Genomic DNA, 20,646 nt, shown 5'->3' with positions numbered 1-20,646 from the left:
AAGTTCAGCTACCGTTTTGCAACTTATTCCTCCCAATGCAGTAATTCCTCGTCATCGAAAGCTCCGTCTTGCTCAGCCGCACTGAGATGATTGACCACGCGGCGTGTCATATCCCCCGAATATCCGCGTCTCATAAGAAACGGAAATGTTTTCCTTTTTTTATCCATTATATCACCACGTACCTGATTCCATTTTTTACGTCCAATCGACAATGCACTCTCCCACTCCTCATTGTCAGTGATCTCACCTAATGCTTCCCCGATAGAGGCTTTAGAGATGCCCTTCTGACGAAGTTCTTGTCTGATCCACATCTTACCCTTACGTTGGCTTGTTATACGCTGTCTTGCCCACTGACGGGCGTATAAATCATCATCTACAAGCTTCTCCCGTTGCAATCGCACCAATATCTCATCAATAACAGTCTGATCCACTTCCTTTTGCGCTAAACGCTGGGCAATTTCCTGACGTGTACGAGGCTTTTGCCCCAAATAGCGCAGCGCATGTACATAAGCCTGTTGTTTTTCATCTGCCAGAACGATATCTTCTAGTTCTTTTTTGACGAATGACGTTCCTTTGAACATGTTGTACTTGATCATTACATCTTCCAATACAGACAGTGAATATGGACCAAAATGAATGATGTATCTTCCACGGTTGCGTCTCTGCCCCTGCTCCACTCTAGTAATCATCAATTCCACATGATCTGGAAAAAGAGAAATCCCTTGCTGTTTATCTTCTTCCGAAGTGTATTCATCTTTATCGTCCAACTGCACTAGTTTCCCTCACTTTGAAATTCACGAAAGCAGCCTATGATCACCTGCTACGCAAAAGTTAGATTCTGCTGACAAAGCAGACTTTATTTGATGCAAAAATGCCCTGCACACCTGTGCAGGGCATCAGAATTATGCTATTCAAACGGACTGTACCATAATCCCTGGCTACAGTTCACATGACAGATCAAAAGCGAAGTCTCAGGCAAGCTTATTCAAGCTCCAGCAATTCCTGTTCTTCCTTGGCCTCCTGCGCCAACTCTTCTTCTGTCGGTGGAGCAATTGTTGTAATCAAATTACTGGCCACCCGGATTTTTTGCTCAATCGTACTAGCAATGTTCGGATTTTCCTTCAAAAATTGCTTTGCATTCTCACGTCCCTGACCAAGGCGCTCGCCTTCGTAGGAATACCAAGCTCCGCTCTTGTCGACAATGTCATGCTCCGTACCGATGTCAATCAAGCTTCCTTCTTTGGAAATACCCTCACCGTACATAATATCCACTTCGGCCTGACGGAAAGGAGGCGCAACTTTGTTCTTCACGACTTTAATACGTGTGCGGTTACCCACGATGTCGTTACCCATTTTCAAGCTTTCGATACGACGAACATCCAAACGTACCGTAGAGTAAAACTTCAAAGCACGTCCACCTGGTGTAGTTTCAGGGTTACCGAACATAACACCTACTTTTTCACGGAGCTGGTTGATAAAGATAGCAATGGTTTTCGATTTATTAATGGCTCCAGACAGCTTACGTAATGCCTGTGACATCAAACGCGCTTGAAGACCGACATGGGAATCTCCCATTTCGCCTTCAATCTCTGCCTTCGGTACAAGTGCCGCTACAGAGTCTATGACGATAATATCCACTGCCCCACTACGCACAAGAGCTTCGGCAATCTCCAATGCCTGCTCACCTGTATCTGGTTGCGATAGTAACAACTCATCAATATTGACACCCAGCTTGCTCGCATACGACGGATCAAGCGCATGCTCGGCATCGATAAAGGCGGCTTGTCCGCCTGTTTTTTGCACCTCTGCGATAGCATGAAGAGCTACTGTCGTTTTACCGGATGATTCCGGTCCATATACTTCAATAATCCGGCCTCTTGGAAAGCCGCCCGTTCCTAACGCAATATCCAAAGCAATCGAACCACTGGGGATTGTTTCCACTTGCATGTGAGTAGACTCACCCAACTTCATAATGGAACCTTTACCAAATTGCTTTTCTATTTGACGGAGCGCCATATCCAGCGCAGCACGACGATCTGACAATAAACTCACATCCTTCATTGTTTGTACTTTAATAATACCTTGTTTTGACACGCTTGCCAAGCATTTTTTCGAACATACATTCGTTTTTTTATTTCCCACAACTCTCTTCTATAATTAAACCTTTCTCATAAAACGAAAAAAGAACCGCTGGCAAAAAGCTTTGCAACGGTTCTTCCGATAAGAAGATTATATCATGAATATCTATCTAAAACAACTCATCGATAATTAAGAGAGTTTCTCGTTCTCTACCAATCGACGCCACAATCTGTACAAGATAGCTTTGACGGATCGCAAACGGATGGTCTCACGGTTACCGCTTAAATTTAGCTCATATACCTCCGTTTCCTTGTCACGCTGAGCAATACCAATATACACCAGACCAACTGGCTTCCGCTCGGAATATCCGGGCCCAGCTACACCAGTAACGGAAAGTCCGAAATCACTGTCCATAATCATTCTTGCCTGCTCTGCAAGCACAAGGGCTACTTCCTTACTCACTGCGCCTGGCGCATGGTCGCCTTCCAAATAATCATAGGGCACATTGAGCAATTTCATCTTCATTTCATTGGAATAACACACGATTCCACCTTGAAACATAACAGCACTGCCAGGTATAGAAGTGATGTGTTCCATCAGCATACCGCCTGTACAGCTTTCCGCCGCACTCACAGTGAGTCCGCGTTTGGCCATTAAATCTACAATCACCTTCTCCAGCGTAACATCTTCACTTGCATACATATATTCGGAAAGACGTTGCTGAATTTGTACTTCCGTGGCAGTCAGCTTAATTAAAGCTTCACTCTCACTGGCCGCCTTGGTGGATATACGGATCGTAACTTCCCCTTCCTTGGCATAAGGAGCAATCGTGGGGTCCGTCTGGGATTGGATCAGATCTAGCAAGCGAGTTTCAAGAGCTGACTCACCGATCCCTGCGAATTTTAGCATTTTCGAATAAATCGGCATCTCCTCACCGCTCAATGCCTGCTGAAGCAACCAAGGTTTGGCATGATTTGCAAACATAGGTTTAAGTTCCTTAGGCGGTCCGGGCAAAACAACATAAAATTTACCGTCCTGTGCAATCGCATCCCCTATAGCTAAACCTGTCTCATTTTCAAGCGGAGTGGCTCCTTCAATAGAAAGCGCCTGCCGGCGGTTATTCTCGGTCATTTCGACCCCGCGGTTCCGGAAAAACTGATCAAGCTTGTCCATGGCAAGACGATCTATCTGCAATTTCCGCCCCAATACAGCCGCTATCGCATCTTTTGTCAAATCGTCCTGAGTTGGTCCCAGCCCACCAGAAAACAAAATAATATCCGCACGCTTCTGAGCAAGTCGTACCGCTTCCTGAAGTCGATCCATGTTATCGCCAACTACAGTCTGAAAATATACATCAATGCCGATTGTAGCTAGCTCTTGTGATAAATATTGGGCATTTGTATTTACTATTTGTCCAAGTAATAACTCTGTTCCTACTGCAATAATTTCAGCTTTCATCAATTCGTCCTCCTATGATGCGTATATTGTGGGAATTATGTAAAGAAACAGCAATAAGTTAAGTCCCTATTGCTGTTTCCATAAGATTTATCCTGTTACACTTTAGAGGAGCTCAGCAAATGGATATTCTTTACAAAGTAATCAATACCCGAATAAATGGTGATTAACACAGCTGCCCATATCGCTATTAAATCAAACGGAATACCCAGAAAAACAAACGGGAAATTATTAATGAGCAGTGCTACAATAGCAACGATCTGGATGATCGTCTTTAATTTCCCCCAATTGCTTGCAGCAACCACAGAGCCATCCAATAAAGCGATCTGTCTTAGACCCGTAACCGCAAACTCACGACTGACAATCACAACGACAACCCATGAATCAATTTTTCCCATTTCTACCAAAGAAACCAAAATAGCAGTTACCAACAGCTTATCAGCAAGGGGGTCCAACAGCTTGCCCAAATTGGTGACCATATTATTTTTACGAGCCAAATATCCGTCAAGGCCGTCTGTGCTGGCTGCTACAAGGAAAATAATAGCCGCAATCAGCTGATTATACGGCAGCTTGAAAGCACCGATCTCAATCGGTGGCGGATAAAAATCAAAATCCACCAGCAAAGCCAGCATCATCACCGGGATAAGGCAAATCCGCGTTATTGTAATTCTGTTGGGTAAATTCACAACACACTCTCCCCTGATTATCGTACTTGATTACAAATGGCAGCTTTCGGATTGAAATCAATCCTATGTAAAATCGCTTTCGACGAGCGTTATACACCTTAATGTCTGCATTTTCGTTACAAGTATAATATGGCGCAAAACGCATGTCAAAATAACCTGCTGCACATCAAGCAACGTTTAGTCCTACAAAATCTATGAGAGAAAACGGCTTATTTCATGTTTGTAAATTGAAGCTCCAACGGCAGATCAGCTTTCCGCAGCAATTGAATAATGGCCTGTAGGTCATCCCTGTTTTTTCCAGTTACTCGAATTTGATCACCTTGAATCTGACTTTTCACTTTTAGCTTGGAATCCCGAATAAGGATATTAATTTTTTTGGCGTTATCCTGATCAATTCCCTGCTTAAGAGAAAGACGCTGACGCACTGAACCTAAAGAGGCTGGTTCCAATTTTCCAAATTCCACATTTTTAAGGGATAGACCTCGTTTGACCATTTTAGATTGCAAAATATCAATCACCGCATTCAGCTTGTATTCATCTTCCGATGCAATCGTAAGAGCATCTTTCTCAAGCTTGAGGCTACTTTTGCTCCCCTTGAAATCAAATCTCGTTTCAATTTCACGCTCCGTCTGATGAACCGCATTTGTTAACTCCTGCATATCCATTTTGGAGACGATATCAAATGAATTTTCTGAAGCCATCGTTTCACTTTCCTTTCCACAACAAAGTTCAATATCTAATTATAGGCTAGTCATTTACAAAAATCCAATAATCCGTTCACTAAAAAGGCGTTCTTGCCAGTTCCCCGACAAAAACGCCTTTATTTACAATTGCAGTTTAACATTTCTAATAGTGACTTCGTGTTGGATTTCTAAACATATCCAAAATTCCAAGCACAATGTGAGCAAGACCAAAGCCTAATATGCCATAGCCCCATGCATTCGGTGTTAGATAATAGCCCAGTAAACTGACAATAATCCCGAGCCCAGTCACAATCCAGCTGACGGTCATAACGTATACACCTCACTTTGCGGAAAATGAAATGACTGACTTTCCAAGAATTACAGTCATTAGTATTTCCCCGCAACAAGGCGTTTATTCACCATCAGTAGTTGTACTAGAATCTGTCCCACTTTGTGTAGTATCCGTACTACCATTTGTCGTCGTATCCGTTGAACCCGTCACCCCAGTACTCGCTCCAGTGGAAGAAGCTTCCCCTTGCTGTATCAACACCCGGGTCGTCGATTTATTATCGGTTATCGGTTGGCCGGCGACGGAAATATCCGTGGCAGATGACCGTCCTGATTTGATATATAAGCCTTCAGGACCGATATCGAAAGACATGGCATCTCCACTTTTAGTCATACCATAGCTCAGCTTTTCTCCACGGGAATTTTGTCCCTTGTACACCTCAAGCCAGCTTTCGCCCGTTGCTTTAATATCAACCTTGACCGTGGCCCCCGTTGCACTGGAGACTTTGAAGATCGTCGTCTTGCCTTGCTTACCATCCTGAGCCACAGTTACTCCCTGCGCTGGCGTAGTCGTATCCGGCTGCTGACCAGGATTTGGAGTAGTCGCATCTGTAGTTCCCGTACCACCTGGCTGGGTTTCCCCGGTTTTTCCCGTATCAGGGGTCTGCCCGCCAGCACCATTTGGTGCCGTTGTCTGACCATTATTCGGTGTCGTAGTTGTATTTGGAGTAGACGTGTTTGGTGTCGTACTTGGCGTTGTGTTAGGTGTTGTACTTGGTGTACTTGGTGTACTTGGTGTTGTAATCGGCGTTGTATTTTCTGCTGTTTTTGGAGTGGAATGGTTGTTACTCACCCAATAAGCATAAATAACCCCAACAATGAGAACTAGAAAAAGCCACATTAACGCTGTAGGCAACCATTTAAGATTGCCAATCGTCGCGGGACGGCTGGAGCGTTTTTGTGTAACAGGCTCCATGACTGCTTCCGGTTCAGGTTCAGGCACATTGCTTTGGTGCCCTTCCAGAAGCTCATCGGGATTCAACCCAACCGTTTCGGCGTATGTTTTAATAAAAGCTCTGACATAAAAGCTTCCCGGCAGCACTTTGTAATCGCCCGTCTCAATGGCTTCCAGATAACGTTTGCGTATCTTCGTCATTTCCTGAACATCGTCAAGGCTCAATCCTTTTTGCAGCCGGGCCTCCTTTAATTGCTGACCCAGTTCTGACATGTCATCATCTCCTTGTGTAATTACACTTATTTAAAGATCTTCTGTATAACTGGCTGTAAAGGTATCATAAATAATTTCCTCAGCCGGATTATTGCGAAGTTCAATAATGATATTGAAATCGTCAAAGCTGTATCCCGATTCACGCACAAATACATCAGGATGCTCAATCACTTTGGTACTTGGCATGCTCATAATTTCCTGAAGCAGGTGATAATGTCTTTCATTGGATCGAATGGTACTCACAATGCCGTCAATAATAAACACATTGTTGGGATTCATTTCTTCCTCTGAAAGCTGACTGCGTACCGTCTGTCGTAATAACGTCGACGACACAAAAGTCCAACGCTTCATTGCACATACACTACTGGCAATAATGGATTCCGTTTTACCAACACGCGGCATTCCGCGAAGACCGATTACCTGATTGCCATCCCTCTTTAATACTTCACCCAAAAAATCGACCAGCAACCCAAGCTCATCACGTGTAAAACGGAAAGTTTTACGATCATCCGAATCCCGATCGATGTAACGGCCGTGTCTTACTGCCAATATATCGACCAGTCTCGGAGCACGTAAGGCCGTGACTGTAATGTTGCTGGCTTTTTTCAACGTATCTCCGAGAATGCGTATTTTCTCGTCATCGTCTGTTTCGAGAAGCATCCCCCGTCTTTCGCCTTCAACACCGTTAATCGTCAGTATATTAACCCCCAGAATACCAAGCATGGAAGCAATGTCCCCCAGCAGTCCGGGTCGATTTTTATGTATCTTGTATTCCATGTACCACTGTTTTGTCTCTTCCGTCACGTTAGCACCTCATTCACATTCAAACCGTCAACAATGCCAAATCAAAGCCTTATTGTATCATAAGATAGCATCATTCGACAAAACCCAATTATTGAAATTCGATAGGCTACAGTGTGTTGTAAGCCTCAATCACGTTTATGATATATAAATTACAATGGAATTACAAGAACAGCTCTGTAACCATTACAGAAAAGCCCCCCAAAAGGGAGCTTTTCATGTTGGTTCCTACTTATGCGTTGCTCTTAGCTAATTTAACCATTAGCCGGGCGATGGTGTGACGTTCGTCCTCATCGGCAACTCCCCACAGTTCTTTCAGTGCGCGGTTGGAATGGTTAGCTGGATCGACCTTCTCATCCAGAAAATCACCGATTTCGTAAGCAAGCTCCGCAATGGTATCTTGACTGATTCCCAGCTTCTCTGCTTGCTCTACACGCTGACCAAGGAACTTTTTCCAAACATCAAAATTCTGAACAACTGTTGACATACTTAAATCCTCCTTAGATGATTCAGATTTAAAATCAACAGTTGTAATATGCTCTTCACAGACGCTTACTATACTGGTGGATTCCTCCAAGCGCTGTTTTCCTTACGTCACCCATCCTCCGTTAGGACTTATGACCTGGCCATTAATATAACCTGACTCAGGAAGCGCAAGAAAATAAACCAGGGACGATATTTCATCAGGCCGTGCCAATCGTCCAGCAGGGATTTCTTCTTCCAAACTGTTAATTTCGCCTGCATCCAAGTGATCCAACATCGACGTGTCTACCGCCCCTGGAGCCACAGCATTCACTGTTACGCCAGAAGGCGCAACCTCTTGAGCCAGTGCTTTAGTGAAAGCGTTAATGCCTCCCTTGGTAGTGGAGTACAATACCTCGCACGAAGCTCCACATATGCCCCACACAGACGAAACATTCACAATGCGGCCATAGCGTTGGGAAATCATATGCGGCATAAAAACCTGCGTACACAAAAAAGTTCCCTTAACATTCACGGCCATCACTTCGTCCCATTCCTCTTCCGATACATCTGAAAGCAGCCCATAATGAGATAATCCAGCATTATTCACTAGAATATCTGGCTTCATTCCGTGATTATCCAGCTTTTCCCGCATACGTTCAATCTGCTCCTTACTCCGCAGATCGGCTGAAACAGTCATTACCTTGCCTGAATAAGTCATGCAACGACGGGCAACTTCATTTGCTTTTTCATGGGACTTCATGTAGTGAATGACCACATTCATCCCTACTGCTGCAAAACGCTCGGCAATAGCCGCACCAATTCCACCACTTGCTCCTGTAATCAGCACAGTCGTATCGCCAATAGCCTTTAACTCTCCGCCCTCGGTGGTCATCGGTTCCCTCTCCCTGGACATTACGGACTCACCACCAGCGATATTGCCATTTGATCCCACTTTATATGATCTTTCAGACGACGGTTTACATCCTCAAGCGTGATACTTTCATAAACCGGAAGCAATTGAAAAAAATCACTGCCCCGGAAGCGATGTCTTGTAAACTCATGCGCAATATTTTCGGGAGAATTGAGAGTGCGTAGATAACCGCCGATCTTCTTTTTGCGCGCTCGTTCAAAATGTTCTGCTGCAAACCCCTGCTTCTGAATAGACTCTACCTCTTCTCGTATCCTAGCCAACAGCCGATCAGGGTCTTTGGTATCCCCGCCGATCGCAGAAAATGAATACTGTTGCGTACTATTGTACTCATGGCCAAAACTGTCCGAAATCAGGTCCTCATCGTAGAGCTTCTGATATAGCTGTGTACTGGAACCAAACAAGAGATCAAGCATCAGCTTGGTTTCCAGATCATGACGTAGCAAAGCTTCTCCCGTTAGACCTACTTCAGCCTCCTTGAATCCAAACAGCAACTTTGGCAAAGAAACAGCCAGCTTTACCTCATGACGCGGCTCTGCAACCGTTGTGGGTTCATCATCGAAAATCCGCTCGATCTCCCCCTGCGGCTTATAGTCTTTTTTCGCCTGATTATTACGTACCAATTCGATTACTTCGGCTGGATCCACTCCACCTACTACAAAAAGAATCATATTACTTGGATGGTAAAAAGCTTCATAGCAACTGTACAATGTTTCCTTCGTAATCGTACTGATGGATTGAATAGTACCTGCTATATCAATATGCACCGGATGGACCTTGTACAATGCCTCAATCAGACCAAAGTAACTCCGCCAGTCGGGGTTATCTTTATACATATTGATTTCCTGGCCTATAATGCCTTTTTCCTTCTCCACATTTTCATCTGTAAAGTAAGGATGCTGAACAAAATTGACTAGTGTGGTCAAATTCTCTTGAATGCGTTCGGTTGCCGAAAACAGATATACGGTCTGATCAAAGCTCGTAAATGCGTTCGCCGATGCTCCATTAGAGGAAAAGGTAGCAAAAATATCGCCTTCGGGCTCTTCAAACATTTTATGCTCCAAAAAATGAGCTATGCCATCCGGCACCTTGACGGACTGTTGACCTTCTACCCGGAAATGATTATCAACCGAGCCATATTTAGTTGCAAATGTGGCATACGTCTTCTGAAAGCCCGGTTTGGGCAACACATAAACGTGCAAGCCATTATCCATTACTTCATAGTACAGCGTCTCCTGCAAGTGCTCATACGATATATGCTCCAACGCTATTCCCCCTTCTGGTCTCTCAAGAAATAAATAGTGTCCAGTCGGAACGTCCGGGCGGCATCCTGAACATCCTGCACCTTGACTGCCTCCACCTGGCTCAGCAGCTCCTCTACCGTCCGCTCTTTGCCGGAAAGCTGTCTGTTAAAATCATAGGCAATCATCTCAAAAGCGGAGTCCTGCATTTCCTTTAGCAAGTTGCGTATCATTGCCTGCGTTTGGGTCATTTCTAGCTCGGTAATTGCTCCATTTTGTGTATCTTCCAGTTGCTTGCGGATAATAGTAACCGCTTTTTCATAATTAGGAATTTCGATACCGGATTGTATTGTGCCAATGCCTTTATGCCCGTCATAGCGTGACGAAGCGTAATACGCCAAACTCTCCTTCTCCCTCACATTGACAAACAGCTTTGAATGCGGATACCCACCCAGAACGCCATTGTACATTAATGCAGAAGCATAACGTTCATCGCCATACGTAATAGGGGTTCGTAGCCCCATGTTGAGCTTGCCTTGGTTTACATCAAGACGCTCTACTATAGTTTGAACATCACGTTCTACCGATTTGGGCTGTTCAGGTACATATCCCGTTTCCGTCGAGCGGTTTAATTGAAAATAGCGATCCACAAACTTTTCAACTTCTTCCAGCGTGGTATCTCCCACGACGTATAAATCCATGCTGGCATTATTCAGCCAGTCTCCATAAGCCTCATACAAATTTTGTGTATTTATGCTGTCCAGATCTGATCGTTGCCCAAGAGGATGCAGACGATAAGGCTCATCTTTGCACATCTCCTCCATACAGCGCTCCCCAGCATAACGTATTTTATCGTTAACTATAGATTCCAGCTTCTTACGGACATTTTCTCGTTCCTGCTGTACATATCCCGTTTGAAATGCACCGTTTTCCAATGCAGGTTTCGTCAGAACCTCTCCAAGGAAAGAAAACGAACGATCCAGCAAACTATCCGGACTGCTTACAAAGTTGTCATTAATTGTATCCATGCGAAATTGCACGATCTGATAATCTCCACGTTTATATACATCGAATCCAAAACCCGCACCATACAATTGTTCTAACTGCTCTCTAAATTGTGTAGTCTGCGGATACGATTCTGTACCCCGTCGCAGAACGAAAGGTACCAGTCCCACACGAGTTACAGTTTCCTCACGTAACGGAGTACCTACATACAACGATATGGCGAACGTCTTAAAGCGCTTGGTGGGCAGTACATGAATCCTTAGTTGTCTGCGTGTGCCACGCTCGAAACCTGTTTTGTTCAAGTCCAAAACTCCTTTGTGACGTCAATTTGCGTCTAGCCTTTGATTAGCAATAGCTACTGTACATCTTTTTCCTGTAAAGAGGTAAAGTGTACCAATCTTTATTCTAACCATGCAAAAGCCAAGAAGCAACCGGAGACAAGCTCCCGGCTGCTTCGGCGTTTTACATGCAGAAAATATGTTCCCCGATGGTTTTCACCTGCGGACGGCTCCAAATCCATTTGGAGGTAGCTGTTTTAGGGTTAAAATAATATAGACATCCTCCGCTTGGGTCCCAGCCGTTCAGGGCTTGACGTACCGCCTTTTGTGCAGTCTCATTCGGCGTGAGCCAGATTTGGCCGTCTGCTACAGCAGTGAAAGCCCCCGGCTGAAAGATTACCCCAGACGGTGTATTCGGAAAACTTGGCGACTTGACCCTGTTCAAAATAACAGCCGCCACGGCAACTTGTCCTTCAAACGGCTCACCACGGGATTCACCATAGACCGCATTGGCCATGATTTTAAGATCGTTTTCAGACAGTCCCATGGTGTTGGCTGATCCCATCGTTTCCTCATTTTGATCAGATTTATCGTTTTTGTTCGCTGCCTGTCCCTGATCAGAACCTTGATTATTACGATGCATAGGCGTTTCCGTCGGCTTCCAGTGTGGAGTAGCATTCACCAGCTTTAATTTGGTTTTCGCACCAACCACTCCATCGGGTCTGATACCAAACTCCTTTTGAAAACCCTTTACAGCCTTTAGTGTACTGCTGCCAAAATGGCTGTCCACTTTTCCGCCAAAAAAACCCAGCAGCTTCAATCGTGATTGCAGTTCATATACATCCTGGCCATAAGAGCCAAAATCAACCGCTTCTGAACTGAATGTCGGCTGAACAGGCTGCGCCGCTGTTACTTTCTGCTGCGTGCTTGGCGACTCTACTCGCTGCTGTACAGAGTCGTTTTTAAAAAGTCCCGTGTACGTAATAGCCGAGGCTGCGAGGATACCCGTGCAAATCCAGACCATTGTTTTTTTCATATGCTGCGCTCTACCTTTCTTTTGTGGGATTAACAGGATGGCTACGTTTATTATGACAAGCTCCGCTAGAAGCTATTCACCCTTTTAATCTTCTTTGAGCAGGCAGTTCCACACCTCAAAAAAACATCACAAAAAAACGCTATTTGCGTGCATGGAGTTGTCATATTTAACAACTCATCATGCGTACAAACAGCGTTTAAATGGAATGCTGATAAAAGATAATGCTCAGGAGCTAACTTTATTTTGCTGATATTGTTCCATTGAGATAAGTACCTCACGGGGCTTACTTCCCTCGTAAGGACCGATGACACCGCGGGCTTCCATGGAGTCAATCAGTCGGGCAGCACGTGTATAACCGATCCGCATACGGCGCTGAAGGAGCGAAACGGAAGCTTGTTTAGCCTCCAAAATGATGTTGACAGCCTGATCATACAGCTCATCCAGCATTTCATCCGCATCAGTGGATACCTCTTCCACCTCAGGCACAAGCGTTTCATCATACTGAGCTTCACCCTGTTCACGCACATAGTTAACAATGTTTTCCACTTCCTGATCACTCATAAACGCTCCCTGAACGCGGACTGGTTTGGAAGCCCCCATCGGCATGAACAGCATGTCACCACGTCCAAGCAGTTTCTCAGCACCGCCCATATCCAGTATGGTGCGGGAATCCACCTGCGAAGAAACGCCGAAAGCAATACGTGAAGGAATATTGGCTTTAATAACCCCTGTAATTACATCAACCGAAGGTCTTTGTGTTGCAATAATCAGATGGATGCCTGCTGCACGCGCCATTTGGGCAAGACGCGCAATCGCATCCTCCACATCTCCTGCAGCAACCATCATTAAATCTGCCAGCTCGTCCACAATAACGACAATGTAAGGCAGAAATGCATCCGGGTTATCCTTCATCAAATTGTTGTAGCCCTCAATATTACGGGTGCCTGATTTGGAAAACAACTCATACCTTTTTTCCATTTCAACTACGATTTTCTTCAATGCCAGTGAGGCACGCTTGGGATCAGTCACGACCGGAGCCAATAAATGGGGGATTCCGTTGTACACGTTCAACTCCACCATCTTGGGATCAACCATCAGAAATTTCACCTCATCTGGCTTCGCTTTGTACAAAATACTCGTGATAATCCCATTGATACACACCGATTTACCCGAACCCGTAGCTCCAGCTACAAGCAGATGGGGCATCTTAGCTAAATTACCAACAATCGTTTGTCCTGCAATATCACGGCCAAATGCAATCGACAAATTGGAAACTGATTCCTGGAAAACTGTCGTTTCCATTACCTCACGCATGGTTACGATAGAAACTTCATTATTCGGAACTTCTATTCCTATGGCGGACTTGCCGGGAATAGGTGCCTCCATACGGATATCCTTTGCAGCAAGCGCAAGTGCAATGTCATCCGTCAGACTTACAATCCGGCTAACCTTCACGCCAATGTCCGGTTGGATTTCATAGCGTGTGACGGCTGGGCCACGTACAACCTCCAGCACTTTCGCCCGAACACCGAAGCTTTCCAGCGTGGCCTCCAGCTTGCGTGCTGTTTGCATGTAATCCTTTTGTCCCATACCTTTGCCTGCATTTTGCGGTTTGGCAAGCAAACGGAACGATGGAAGCTTGTACGGCTTAGGCGGTGGTGGAGCTGGAATAGCTACATTGTTCCCTTCAGCTTCTTCGCCTGTCAATCCATTAGCAATCGTCTGAGCCAGTTCCTGAGCTTCTTCTGATGTCCCATGGATCGTTGCCGAATCATTTATATTTATATTCGTATTCGCATCGGCATCCATAAAATTACTATCCAGAGGTTCATCAATGGAATCGTTCCGCACTCCACCTGTCAGGGAGTCTTCAAGTTCAGCCTCTGATCTTTTTTCCTCATTTTTCACTTGTTCGAAGAAGTCCCTAATGATTGGCGATCTTTTTACCGGAATTGAGGCTTCCTGCTCAGCGTGTTCGATTACGTCAGACAGCTCTTCTCCCTGATTGCCATTTCTCCACTGAGGCTGCGCGTCACCAGCCTCATATAGAAGATCATGTTCATCTTCATCCGCATGTGCAGTTTGCTCTTCCTTGTCCGCCTTATCTGTATTTTTAAGGCCAAACAACTGAAAGAAAATTGGCTGCTTGCGTGCTGGAGGCTGCATTTCATCAAAATCATCATCCATATCCTCTTCATAGGCAGGAATAGGCTCAGATTTGGGTTTTCTATTTCCACTGCCTTTGCTAGATGCAGAAAGCGGAGTGGCTTTACCAGTCCATTTTTTCCGCACGCTTCCCCCGGCTGTCAGTAGCTTGGTCTTTACAATCCGCACTAAATCCACATAAGACAGCTGGGTCATCAGCATAAAACAAATGACGAACATGACAATCATGATCAGCTTAGCTCCTGTGAGACCAAACAGCCACAACAGAACGGTAAGCTGTAATGCGCCAATGTAGCCCCCGCTAATATCCTTATTCAGCATGGAGGTATGGCCTTGCTGCTCAGGCGACAGCAACTGCTCACGCATATCTATATGTATCTGGCTCATCACTCCGCCCGGCTGAAGCGCGTTAATCGGTCCCAAACGCTGCTCCATGGATGAAATAGAACTCATAAGTGTAAAGGCAAATACCAACAACAGCAAACCCGTCTTCCGTGAGTTCCACTGGTTCGGCCACTTGCGGTGAATCATCACCATCAGGCCATAATAAATGCCAATCAGGGGGATCACAAAATAGAATTTCCCCAGCACAAGCCCAAACATCTTGGATAGCGACCGACCAACTGCCGCTTCACCCGACAACGCAATGACCGCCAATGTAATCAGCACAATTCCGTAAATTTCATATTTTAAAACTCCGCCAAATATGGCTTTCTTTTTTCTTTTTCTTCTTCTGGACATACAAGGTCACCCCCCAGAAGAATATTATACCACGTCACTCGCTATCCGCACATATGTTCTTTTTCAGCAGCAAATGACCTATTTCTGTACTATTCGACAGCTTCTATGACCACTCAATGATCTGACCTGGTCCATAACGAGGATTGAGGTAGGCATTTAATGGACAGTCCAAGAGCCTTACTATGATCCCCCGACGACTTTCAAGCGGCTGTACCTGCATAAGTAGACCATCTACCCGGACCTCTACAAGCTCCTCTGCCTCCTTCCACATACCTTCCCACACCAATTCCATTGGCATTACAGTATATAGTGTCATTGGGGCAGCTCCTTGCTGTGCTCACTTGAAAGGGTTCCTGTAGGGGTGCCTGTGGCATTGGGCGAAAAAGGTGCATAAGGGGGCTGCTGTGGAGTCCCTGTCATGCCGTTCTGCTGACGGCGCGTCTCAATGATGGTATTCAACTGTTTCAGCGCCTCTCCTATACCACCAACCGCATCCATCAAACCGTATTTTACTGCATCAATTCCTCCGACCGCTGTACCAATGTCGCGGTTTAATTCACCAGTTTTGAACATCAGTTCCTTAAACCGCTCTTCTGTAATGCGAGAATGAGAAACGACGAAGCGGACGACACGCTCCTGCATTTTTTCCATATATTCAAAAGTCTGTGGGACTCCGATGACCAGGCCGCTCATACGAATTGGATGAATGGTCATCGTCGCACTCTCGGCAATATAAGAATACGTAGAAGATACAGCAATCGGCACACCGATGCTATGTCCACCTCCTATAACAATGGTCACTGTTGGTTTACTCATCGATGCGATCATTTCTGCAATAGCCAGTCCTGCCTCTACATCACCACCAACTGTATTCAGCAAAATCATTAATCCTTCGATACGTGGGTTTTGCTCTGCCGCTACCAACTGCGGAATAATATGCTCATATTTTGTTGTTTTGTTTTGAGGCGGTAAGATGAGGTGTCCTTCAATCTGACCGATAATCGTCATACAAAAAATATTGGACTCGCTTCCGGGCATGGAGGTTTGACCCAGCTGCTGTAAAGCCTCCATAGCAGGTAAAACGGGTCTTTGTCCAACCTCTGGTTGTTCTGGCGCTTCCGTTTCCTCGTTGCCAGAAGATAAATTGCTGTAATGTTCCATATGGGTGATCTTCCTTTCGCTATACGCATCTATGTGCCCCGTCTTCACCCTATAGTATGGGATGGAAATGGAATATTTTATACCCACCTCCATGCCTTTCCTCGACCCTAAAATCAAAAAAAGCCTCTCTTTCCGCGGAAACCGTCCAATATTTCCTGCGGGAAGAGAGGCGACTGTGTGCCTGTGACTTAAGTTTTTAATTCAAGTTTTTGAACATATTTCAATCGAATCACACTTCCATTATAATTGGCAGAATCATCGGTCTGCGACGAGTTTGCTCATACAAGAAGCGACCTAGTGCATCCTTGACATTTGTCTTCAGGGAAGCCCATTCATTTACATTTTCACTCATGAGCTTATGCAGTGTACTTGAAACAATACGATTTGCTTCATCTAGCAAACCTTCTGATTCACGAACATACACGAAACCACGGGAAATGATATCTGGGCCTGACTTAATCGTGCCATCTTGCTTGCTCAGTGTGACAACCACTACCAAAATACCGTCCTGTGACAACAATTTGCGGTCGCGCAACACGATATTTCCTACATCTCCTACACCTAGTCCATCGATCAGTACGTTACCTGCTGTAACTTTACCAGCTCTGCGTGCTCCGCCATTCTGAATTTCAATGACTTCACCGATATCCGTGATAAAGATATTTTCAGGCTCGATACCTACTCCTTCAGCCAGAAGAGCGTGACGACGTTGCATTCTGAACTCGCCGTGAATTGGCAAGAAGAATTTTGGTTTCATCAGATTCAGCATCAGCTTGAGTTCTTCCTGGCTGCCGTGTCCAGAAACGTGGATACCAGGATTAGCTGCGCTGTAGTATACATTGGCACCCAGACGGAACAGCTCATCAATAGTGCGTCCAACATATTTTTCATTACCTGGTACCGGAGTAGCTGCGATGATCACTGAGTCCCCTGGAAGAATATCTACCTTACGATGCGTAGAACGAGCCATTCTTGTCAAAGCGGACATCGGTTCACCTTGACTACCTGTGCAGAGAATAACTACGCGATCCGCTGACATTTTGCCCACTTCTTCAGGCTCAATCAGCATTCCATCTGGAATTTCCAAGTAGCCCAAATCAGAAGCAATACCTACGACATTAACCATGCTGCGACCAATCACCGTTACTTTGCGTCCGGTTGCCTCAGCAGCATTAATGACCTGCTGAATGCGATGTACGTTCGAAGCAAAAGTGGCTACGACCACACGCTGTCTCGACTTGCGGAAAATATCTTCCAACACAATGCCAACGCTCTTTTCCGAAGGTGTAAAGCCCGGTTTTTCGGCATTGGTACTGTCTGACAATAAAGCCAATACGCCACGTGTGCCAATCTCAGCCATACGCTGCAAATCTGCATATTGTCCGTTCACCGGAGTATGATCAAATTTGAAGTCTCCTGTATGAACAACAGCGCCTTCAGGAGTATCAATGCAAACACCTACTGAATCAGGAATACTATGGTTGGTTTTGAAGAATGTTACTTTCAATGTGGAGCCCAGTTTGATTTCGGAATCAGCATTGATCAAAATACGTTTGGTTTCACCAAGCAGATTCGCTTCCTTCAGCTTGTTTTCCACCAGTCCCAGCGTCAATTTGGTACCATATACAGGTACATTCAAATGTTTCAGCACGTAAGGCAAACCGCCAATATGGTCCTCGTGACCATGAGTCAGCACAATGCCTCTTACTTTGTCGCGGTTCTCTGTAAGGTAGGAAATATCAGGAATAACGATATCGATGCCAAGCATGTCCTCTTCCGGAAATTTCAGACCGGAATCCACCACGACAATGTCATTGCCGTATTGAACGACATACATATTTTTCCCGATTTCACCGACGCCGCCCAAAGCGAAAATCATCAATTTATCGTTGTTTGTTTTTTTAGACAAATGAATCTAAACCTCCTATGGTAGTTGGACGTCGTACCTTGATTTGTTATTTAATTTTCAAAAAAATACCGCACCCAGTCACTTGACCCCATTATACATGATTAAAATACGAAAAAACAAGTCATCCTGTTCGTTACGCTAGGTTTCCCATTGCCTTCCCAAACCATAAGTAAGTGTCATTTTATCTACATACCTGATTAACAGCATAGCAAAAAGGACGTTCTATAAGAACGCCCTTCATGCCAGAGGACCTTGTCAGACAATAACCGAGTCGGTGTTGCACCTACCGACTGCCCTTAACAAGGGTACTCCTTATATTTGTAAACATCTTACAGCTATTTCTTTTTAGCGGGTAAATAAATTCTTAATAAACTTCGCTTCATCTTCGGTAGGAGGAATAAGCGGCAACCGAACTGAACCTACCTTAATCCCTCGTAATTCTAATGCATACTTTACAGCCACCGGATTAGGTAGAGGATGAGGACAGCCGAACATGCCCTTAAAAATTGGGAACAACTGCTGATGCAGTTTGGCTGCCTCCTGCGCGCGTCCCCCTACAAATGAATCCAACATCCGCTTCATTTCTGCACCTACCACGTGGCTCGCTACGCTGATAATGCCATAAGCACCTACAGCCATGGCTGGCAGTCCGGATGCATCATCCCCGGAATAAACCAGAAAGCCTTCTGGTGCTGACGCTGCAATCTGTGTGACCTGTGCAAGTGATGCACATTCTTTGGTTCCTACAATGTTCGGAATTTGTGCAAGTCGCAGTGTCGTTTCAGCTGTTAGGCTGGCTCCGGTACGGCTTGGAACATTATACAGTATAGCTGGAAGGGATGTGGAGTTTGCAATACTTTTGAAATGCTGATACATCCCTTCCTGATTCGGTTTATTATAATATGGCACTACCAGCAGCACACCGTCTGCTCCCGCCTGCTCCGCAGCACGGGTGAGATGGATGGAATGACGTGTATTATTGCTTCCCGTCCCGGCAATAATTTTACATCGCCCAGCTGCTTTTTCTACAACAAATGCAAACAACTTAATTTTTTCATCATCGCTCAGGGTAGGAGACTCCCCTGTTGTTCCAGATACAACAAGTGACTCTGAATGCTGTTCTTCTATTAAGTAATCAATCAACGAGGACAATGCAGTCCAGTCAATCTCTCCTTGCTGATCAAAAGGTGTCACCATTGCGGTAATCAATCTGCCGAAGTTCACCATGCTGCCTCCTTTTTTTGCAAGTCCGAGCACGGACAATGCGCCTATTGATGGAGTTCAAATTTATTATGCAATGCGCGTACAGCCTGCACCATATCTTCCTTTTTAACAAGTACCCAGATCGTGGTGTTGGAATCTGCCGATTGAAGGATCTGTACGTCTGATTCTGTCAATGCCTCCACAATTGTCGCCATAATACCTGGTACCCCGTTGATACCACCGCCTATGACCGAAACTTTAGCACATCCGGCCAGTATCTTAGGCTCTAGTCCTAAACCGTTAAGTACTTCAACCGCTTTGCTTCCATCATTATCAAATACGGTATAAACCGCCCCTGATGGAGTTACGTTAATAAAATCAACGCTGATTCCATGTTCAGCCATAGATTTGAACACTTGTAATTGCAAGTGCTCCAAACCTGACTTTAATTCAACAGTAATTTGAGTAACATTGCCGACATACGCAATACCGGTCACGAAACGGTCTACGATATCTGCCTGCACGTCTTTAAAGCCTTCTCGGTGGGTAACCAACGTCCCCTCTCCTTCGGAGAAGGTTGAGCGAACCCGTACCGGAATATTCGCCTGCATGGCGATTTCAACAGCACGAGGATGGATCACCTTGGCTCCCTGATGAGCCATATTACAAATTTCTGTATAGCTAACATGTGCAAGCGGCTTCGCATTTTCCACAATACGCGGATCAGCGGTTAATATACCATTCACATCTGTATAAATATCCACCATATCTGCATGTAGAGCAGCCCCCAGCGCCGTAGCTGACGTATCGCTGCCTCCCCGACCAAGGGTAGTCATATCACCATCAGCAGTTTGTCCCTGAAAACCTGTCACAATGACAACTCTGCCTTGGTTCAGCTCTTCCACAATTCGGTCTGGCTTGATATCCAAAATGCGAGCATTGCCATATTGATCATCCGTAATAAAGCCTGCCTGTGCTCCAGTCAGCACCGTAGCAGGAATACCTTCCTTCTCCATCAGGCTGCATAACGTAGCGGCAGAAATGATTTCACCACAGCACAGCAGTAAATCCCGCTCGCGCTTAGGAAGACTGTCACCGTTAGAAGCCGCCCAATCCAGCAGCGTGTCCGTTGCATAGGGCTCTCCTTTTCTCCCCATGGCCGACACAACAACAACCAATCGAAGATTTTGCTCCAGCTCCCGCTTCACATGTGCCAGCACAAGTTGACGCGCTTCAGGTGTGGACAGCGAGGTTCCCCCAAATTTTTGCACCAAAATACCCATTATTTTTCCC

The 20,646-nt window shown here is 45.4% G+C and carries 19 protein-coding genes; all 19 read right to left on the bottom strand.

From position 1 onward, the window contains the following. Positions 1–23: 23 nt before the first annotated feature. Positions 24–773, bottom strand: coding sequence for a regulatory protein RecX (locus tag C400_RS0119725; RefSeq protein ID WP_017427955.1), 750 nt, complete (start codon positions 771–773; stop codon positions 24–26). 208 nt (positions 774–981) lie between these two features. Further along, positions 982–2,043: a recombinase RecA gene (recA, locus tag C400_RS0119720; protein ID WP_025364668.1), complete on the bottom strand. Its 1,062-nt coding sequence runs from the start codon at positions 2,041–2,043 to the stop codon at positions 982–984. 225 nt (positions 2,044–2,268) lie between these two features. After that, positions 2,269–3,537, bottom strand: coding sequence for a competence/damage-inducible protein A (locus C400_RS0119715; RefSeq protein ID WP_016821004.1), 1,269 nt, complete (start codon positions 3,535–3,537; stop codon positions 2,269–2,271). Between the two features lie 95 nt (positions 3,538–3,632). Further along, the gene (gene pgsA, locus C400_RS0119710) at positions 3,633–4,220 is read right to left on the bottom strand and encodes a CDP-diacylglycerol--glycerol-3-phosphate 3-phosphatidyltransferase (protein ID WP_016821003.1); all 588 of its coding nucleotides are present in this window, start codon (positions 4,218–4,220) and stop codon (positions 3,633–3,635) included. 209 nt (positions 4,221–4,429) lie between these two features. Further along, positions 4,430–4,921, bottom strand: a complete 492-nt coding sequence (locus tag C400_RS0119705) for a YajQ family cyclic di-GMP-binding protein (RefSeq protein ID WP_013370750.1) — start codon at positions 4,919–4,921, stop codon at positions 4,430–4,432. A 145-nt stretch (positions 4,922–5,066) separates the two neighbouring features. After that, positions 5,067–5,231 (bottom strand): hypothetical protein, encoded by a 165-nt coding sequence (locus C400_RS28085; RefSeq protein WP_013370749.1) that lies wholly within the window; start codon positions 5,229–5,231, stop codon positions 5,067–5,069. Positions 5,232–5,315: 84 nt separating this feature from the next. Continuing rightward, positions 5,316–6,419, bottom strand: a complete 1,104-nt coding sequence (locus C400_RS0119695; RefSeq protein WP_017427953.1) for a helix-turn-helix domain-containing protein — start codon at positions 6,417–6,419, stop codon at positions 5,316–5,318. A gap of 30 nt (positions 6,420–6,449) precedes the next feature. Next, positions 6,450–7,223, bottom strand: a complete 774-nt coding sequence (locus C400_RS0119690; RefSeq protein ID WP_013370747.1) for a DUF3388 domain-containing protein — start codon at positions 7,221–7,223, stop codon at positions 6,450–6,452. A 229-nt stretch (positions 7,224–7,452) separates the two neighbouring features. Next, positions 7,453–7,707, bottom strand: a complete 255-nt coding sequence (locus tag C400_RS0119685; RefSeq protein ID WP_016821001.1) for a DUF3243 domain-containing protein — start codon at positions 7,705–7,707, stop codon at positions 7,453–7,455. Between the two features lie 102 nt (positions 7,708–7,809). Continuing rightward, on the bottom strand, positions 7,810–8,577 hold the full coding sequence (gene ymfI, locus C400_RS0119680) for an elongation factor P 5-aminopentanone reductase (RefSeq protein ID WP_016821000.1): 768 nt from the start codon (positions 8,575–8,577) through the stop codon (positions 7,810–7,812). A 20-nt stretch (positions 8,578–8,597) separates the two neighbouring features. Beyond that, positions 8,598–9,878: an EF-P 5-aminopentanol modification-associated protein YfmH gene (gene yfmH / locus C400_RS0119675; RefSeq protein WP_017427952.1), complete on the bottom strand. Its 1,281-nt coding sequence runs from the start codon at positions 9,876–9,878 to the stop codon at positions 8,598–8,600. A 2-nt stretch (positions 9,879–9,880) separates the two neighbouring features. After that, positions 9,881–11,161, bottom strand: a complete 1,281-nt coding sequence (gene yfmF, locus C400_RS0119670; RefSeq protein ID WP_017427951.1) for an EF-P 5-aminopentanol modification-associated protein YfmF — start codon at positions 11,159–11,161, stop codon at positions 9,881–9,883. Between the two features lie 160 nt (positions 11,162–11,321). Then, complete coding sequence (gene sleB / locus C400_RS0119665) at positions 11,322–12,173, bottom strand: spore cortex-lytic enzyme (RefSeq protein WP_017427950.1); 852 nt, start codon at positions 12,171–12,173, stop codon at positions 11,322–11,324. A 225-nt stretch (positions 12,174–12,398) separates the two neighbouring features. Beyond that, positions 12,399–15,080, bottom strand: coding sequence for an FtsK/SpoIIIE family DNA translocase (locus C400_RS0119660; RefSeq protein ID WP_017427949.1), 2,682 nt, complete (start codon positions 15,078–15,080; stop codon positions 12,399–12,401). Between the two features lie 103 nt (positions 15,081–15,183). Next, the gene (locus tag C400_RS0119655; RefSeq protein ID WP_016820995.1) at positions 15,184–15,396 is read right to left on the bottom strand and encodes a YlzJ-like family protein; all 213 of its coding nucleotides are present in this window, start codon (positions 15,394–15,396) and stop codon (positions 15,184–15,186) included. Beyond that, on the bottom strand, positions 15,393–16,241 hold the full coding sequence (locus C400_RS0119650; protein WP_017427948.1) for a ClpP family protease: 849 nt from the start codon (positions 16,239–16,241) through the stop codon (positions 15,393–15,395). The genes C400_RS0119655 and C400_RS0119650 overlap by 4 nt, the downstream gene beginning before the upstream one ends. Before the next feature lie 229 nt (positions 16,242–16,470). Next, positions 16,471–18,150, bottom strand: a complete 1,680-nt coding sequence (locus C400_RS0119645; RefSeq protein WP_013370737.1) for a ribonuclease J — start codon at positions 18,148–18,150, stop codon at positions 16,471–16,473. 345 nt (positions 18,151–18,495) lie between these two features. Then, entirely contained in the window at positions 18,496–19,377 is an 882-nt protein-coding gene (gene dapA / locus C400_RS0119640) for a 4-hydroxy-tetrahydrodipicolinate synthase (RefSeq protein ID WP_016820993.1), read from the bottom strand. Between the two features lie 41 nt (positions 19,378–19,418). Then, on the bottom strand, positions 19,419–20,636 hold the full coding sequence (dapG, locus tag C400_RS0119635) for an aspartate kinase (protein ID WP_017427947.1): 1,218 nt from the start codon (positions 20,634–20,636) through the stop codon (positions 19,419–19,421). Positions 20,637–20,646: the final 10 nt, after the last annotated feature.

Origin of the sequence: Paenibacillus sp. ICGEB2008 (genome assembly GCF_000307675.1) — a bacterium.
GTDB lineage: Bacteria > Bacillota > Bacilli > Paenibacillales > Paenibacillaceae > Paenibacillus > Paenibacillus polymyxa.
Note: the sequence above shows the minus strand (reverse complement) of the source record. Positions and strands in the feature narration are given on the sequence as shown.

Bases quoted from the DNA above. Each gene is read 5' to 3' on its own strand.
- C400_RS0119705 (WP_013370750.1), bottom strand. From the start codon at position 4,921: ATGGCTTCAGAAAATTCATTTGATATCGTCTCCAAAATGGATATGCAG.
- C400_RS0119660 (WP_017427949.1), bottom strand. From the start codon at position 15,080: ATGTCCAGAAGAAGAAAAAGAAAAAAGAAAGCCATATTTGGCGGAGTT.
- C400_RS0119695 (WP_017427953.1), bottom strand. From the start codon at position 6,419: ATGTCAGAACTGGGTCAGCAATTAAAGGAGGCCCGGCTGCAAAAAGGA.
- C400_RS0119650 (WP_017427948.1), bottom strand. From the start codon at position 16,241: ATGGAACATTACAGCAATTTATCTTCTGGCAACGAGGAAACGGAAGCG.
- C400_RS28085 (WP_013370749.1), bottom strand. From the start codon at position 5,231: ATGACCGTCAGCTGGATTGTGACTGGGCTCGGGATTATTGTCAGTTTA.
- sleB (WP_017427950.1), bottom strand. From the start codon at position 12,173: ATGAAAAAAACAATGGTCTGGATTTGCACGGGTATCCTCGCAGCCTCG.
- C400_RS0119655 (WP_016820995.1), bottom strand. From the start codon at position 15,396: ATGACACTATATACTGTAATGCCAATGGAATTGGTGTGGGAAGGTATG.
- dapG (WP_017427947.1), bottom strand. From the start codon at position 20,636: ATGGGTATTTTGGTGCAAAAATTTGGGGGAACCTCGCTGTCCACACCT.
- dapA (WP_016820993.1), bottom strand. From the start codon at position 19,377: ATGGTGAACTTCGGCAGATTGATTACCGCAATGGTGACACCTTTTGAT.
- C400_RS0119715 (WP_016821004.1), bottom strand. From the start codon at position 3,537: ATGAAAGCTGAAATTATTGCAGTAGGAACAGAGTTATTACTTGGACAA.
- ymfI (WP_016821000.1), bottom strand. From the start codon at position 8,577: ATGACCACCGAGGGCGGAGAGTTAAAGGCTATTGGCGATACGACTGTG.
- C400_RS0119685 (WP_016821001.1), bottom strand. From the start codon at position 7,707: ATGTCAACAGTTGTTCAGAATTTTGATGTTTGGAAAAAGTTCCTTGGT.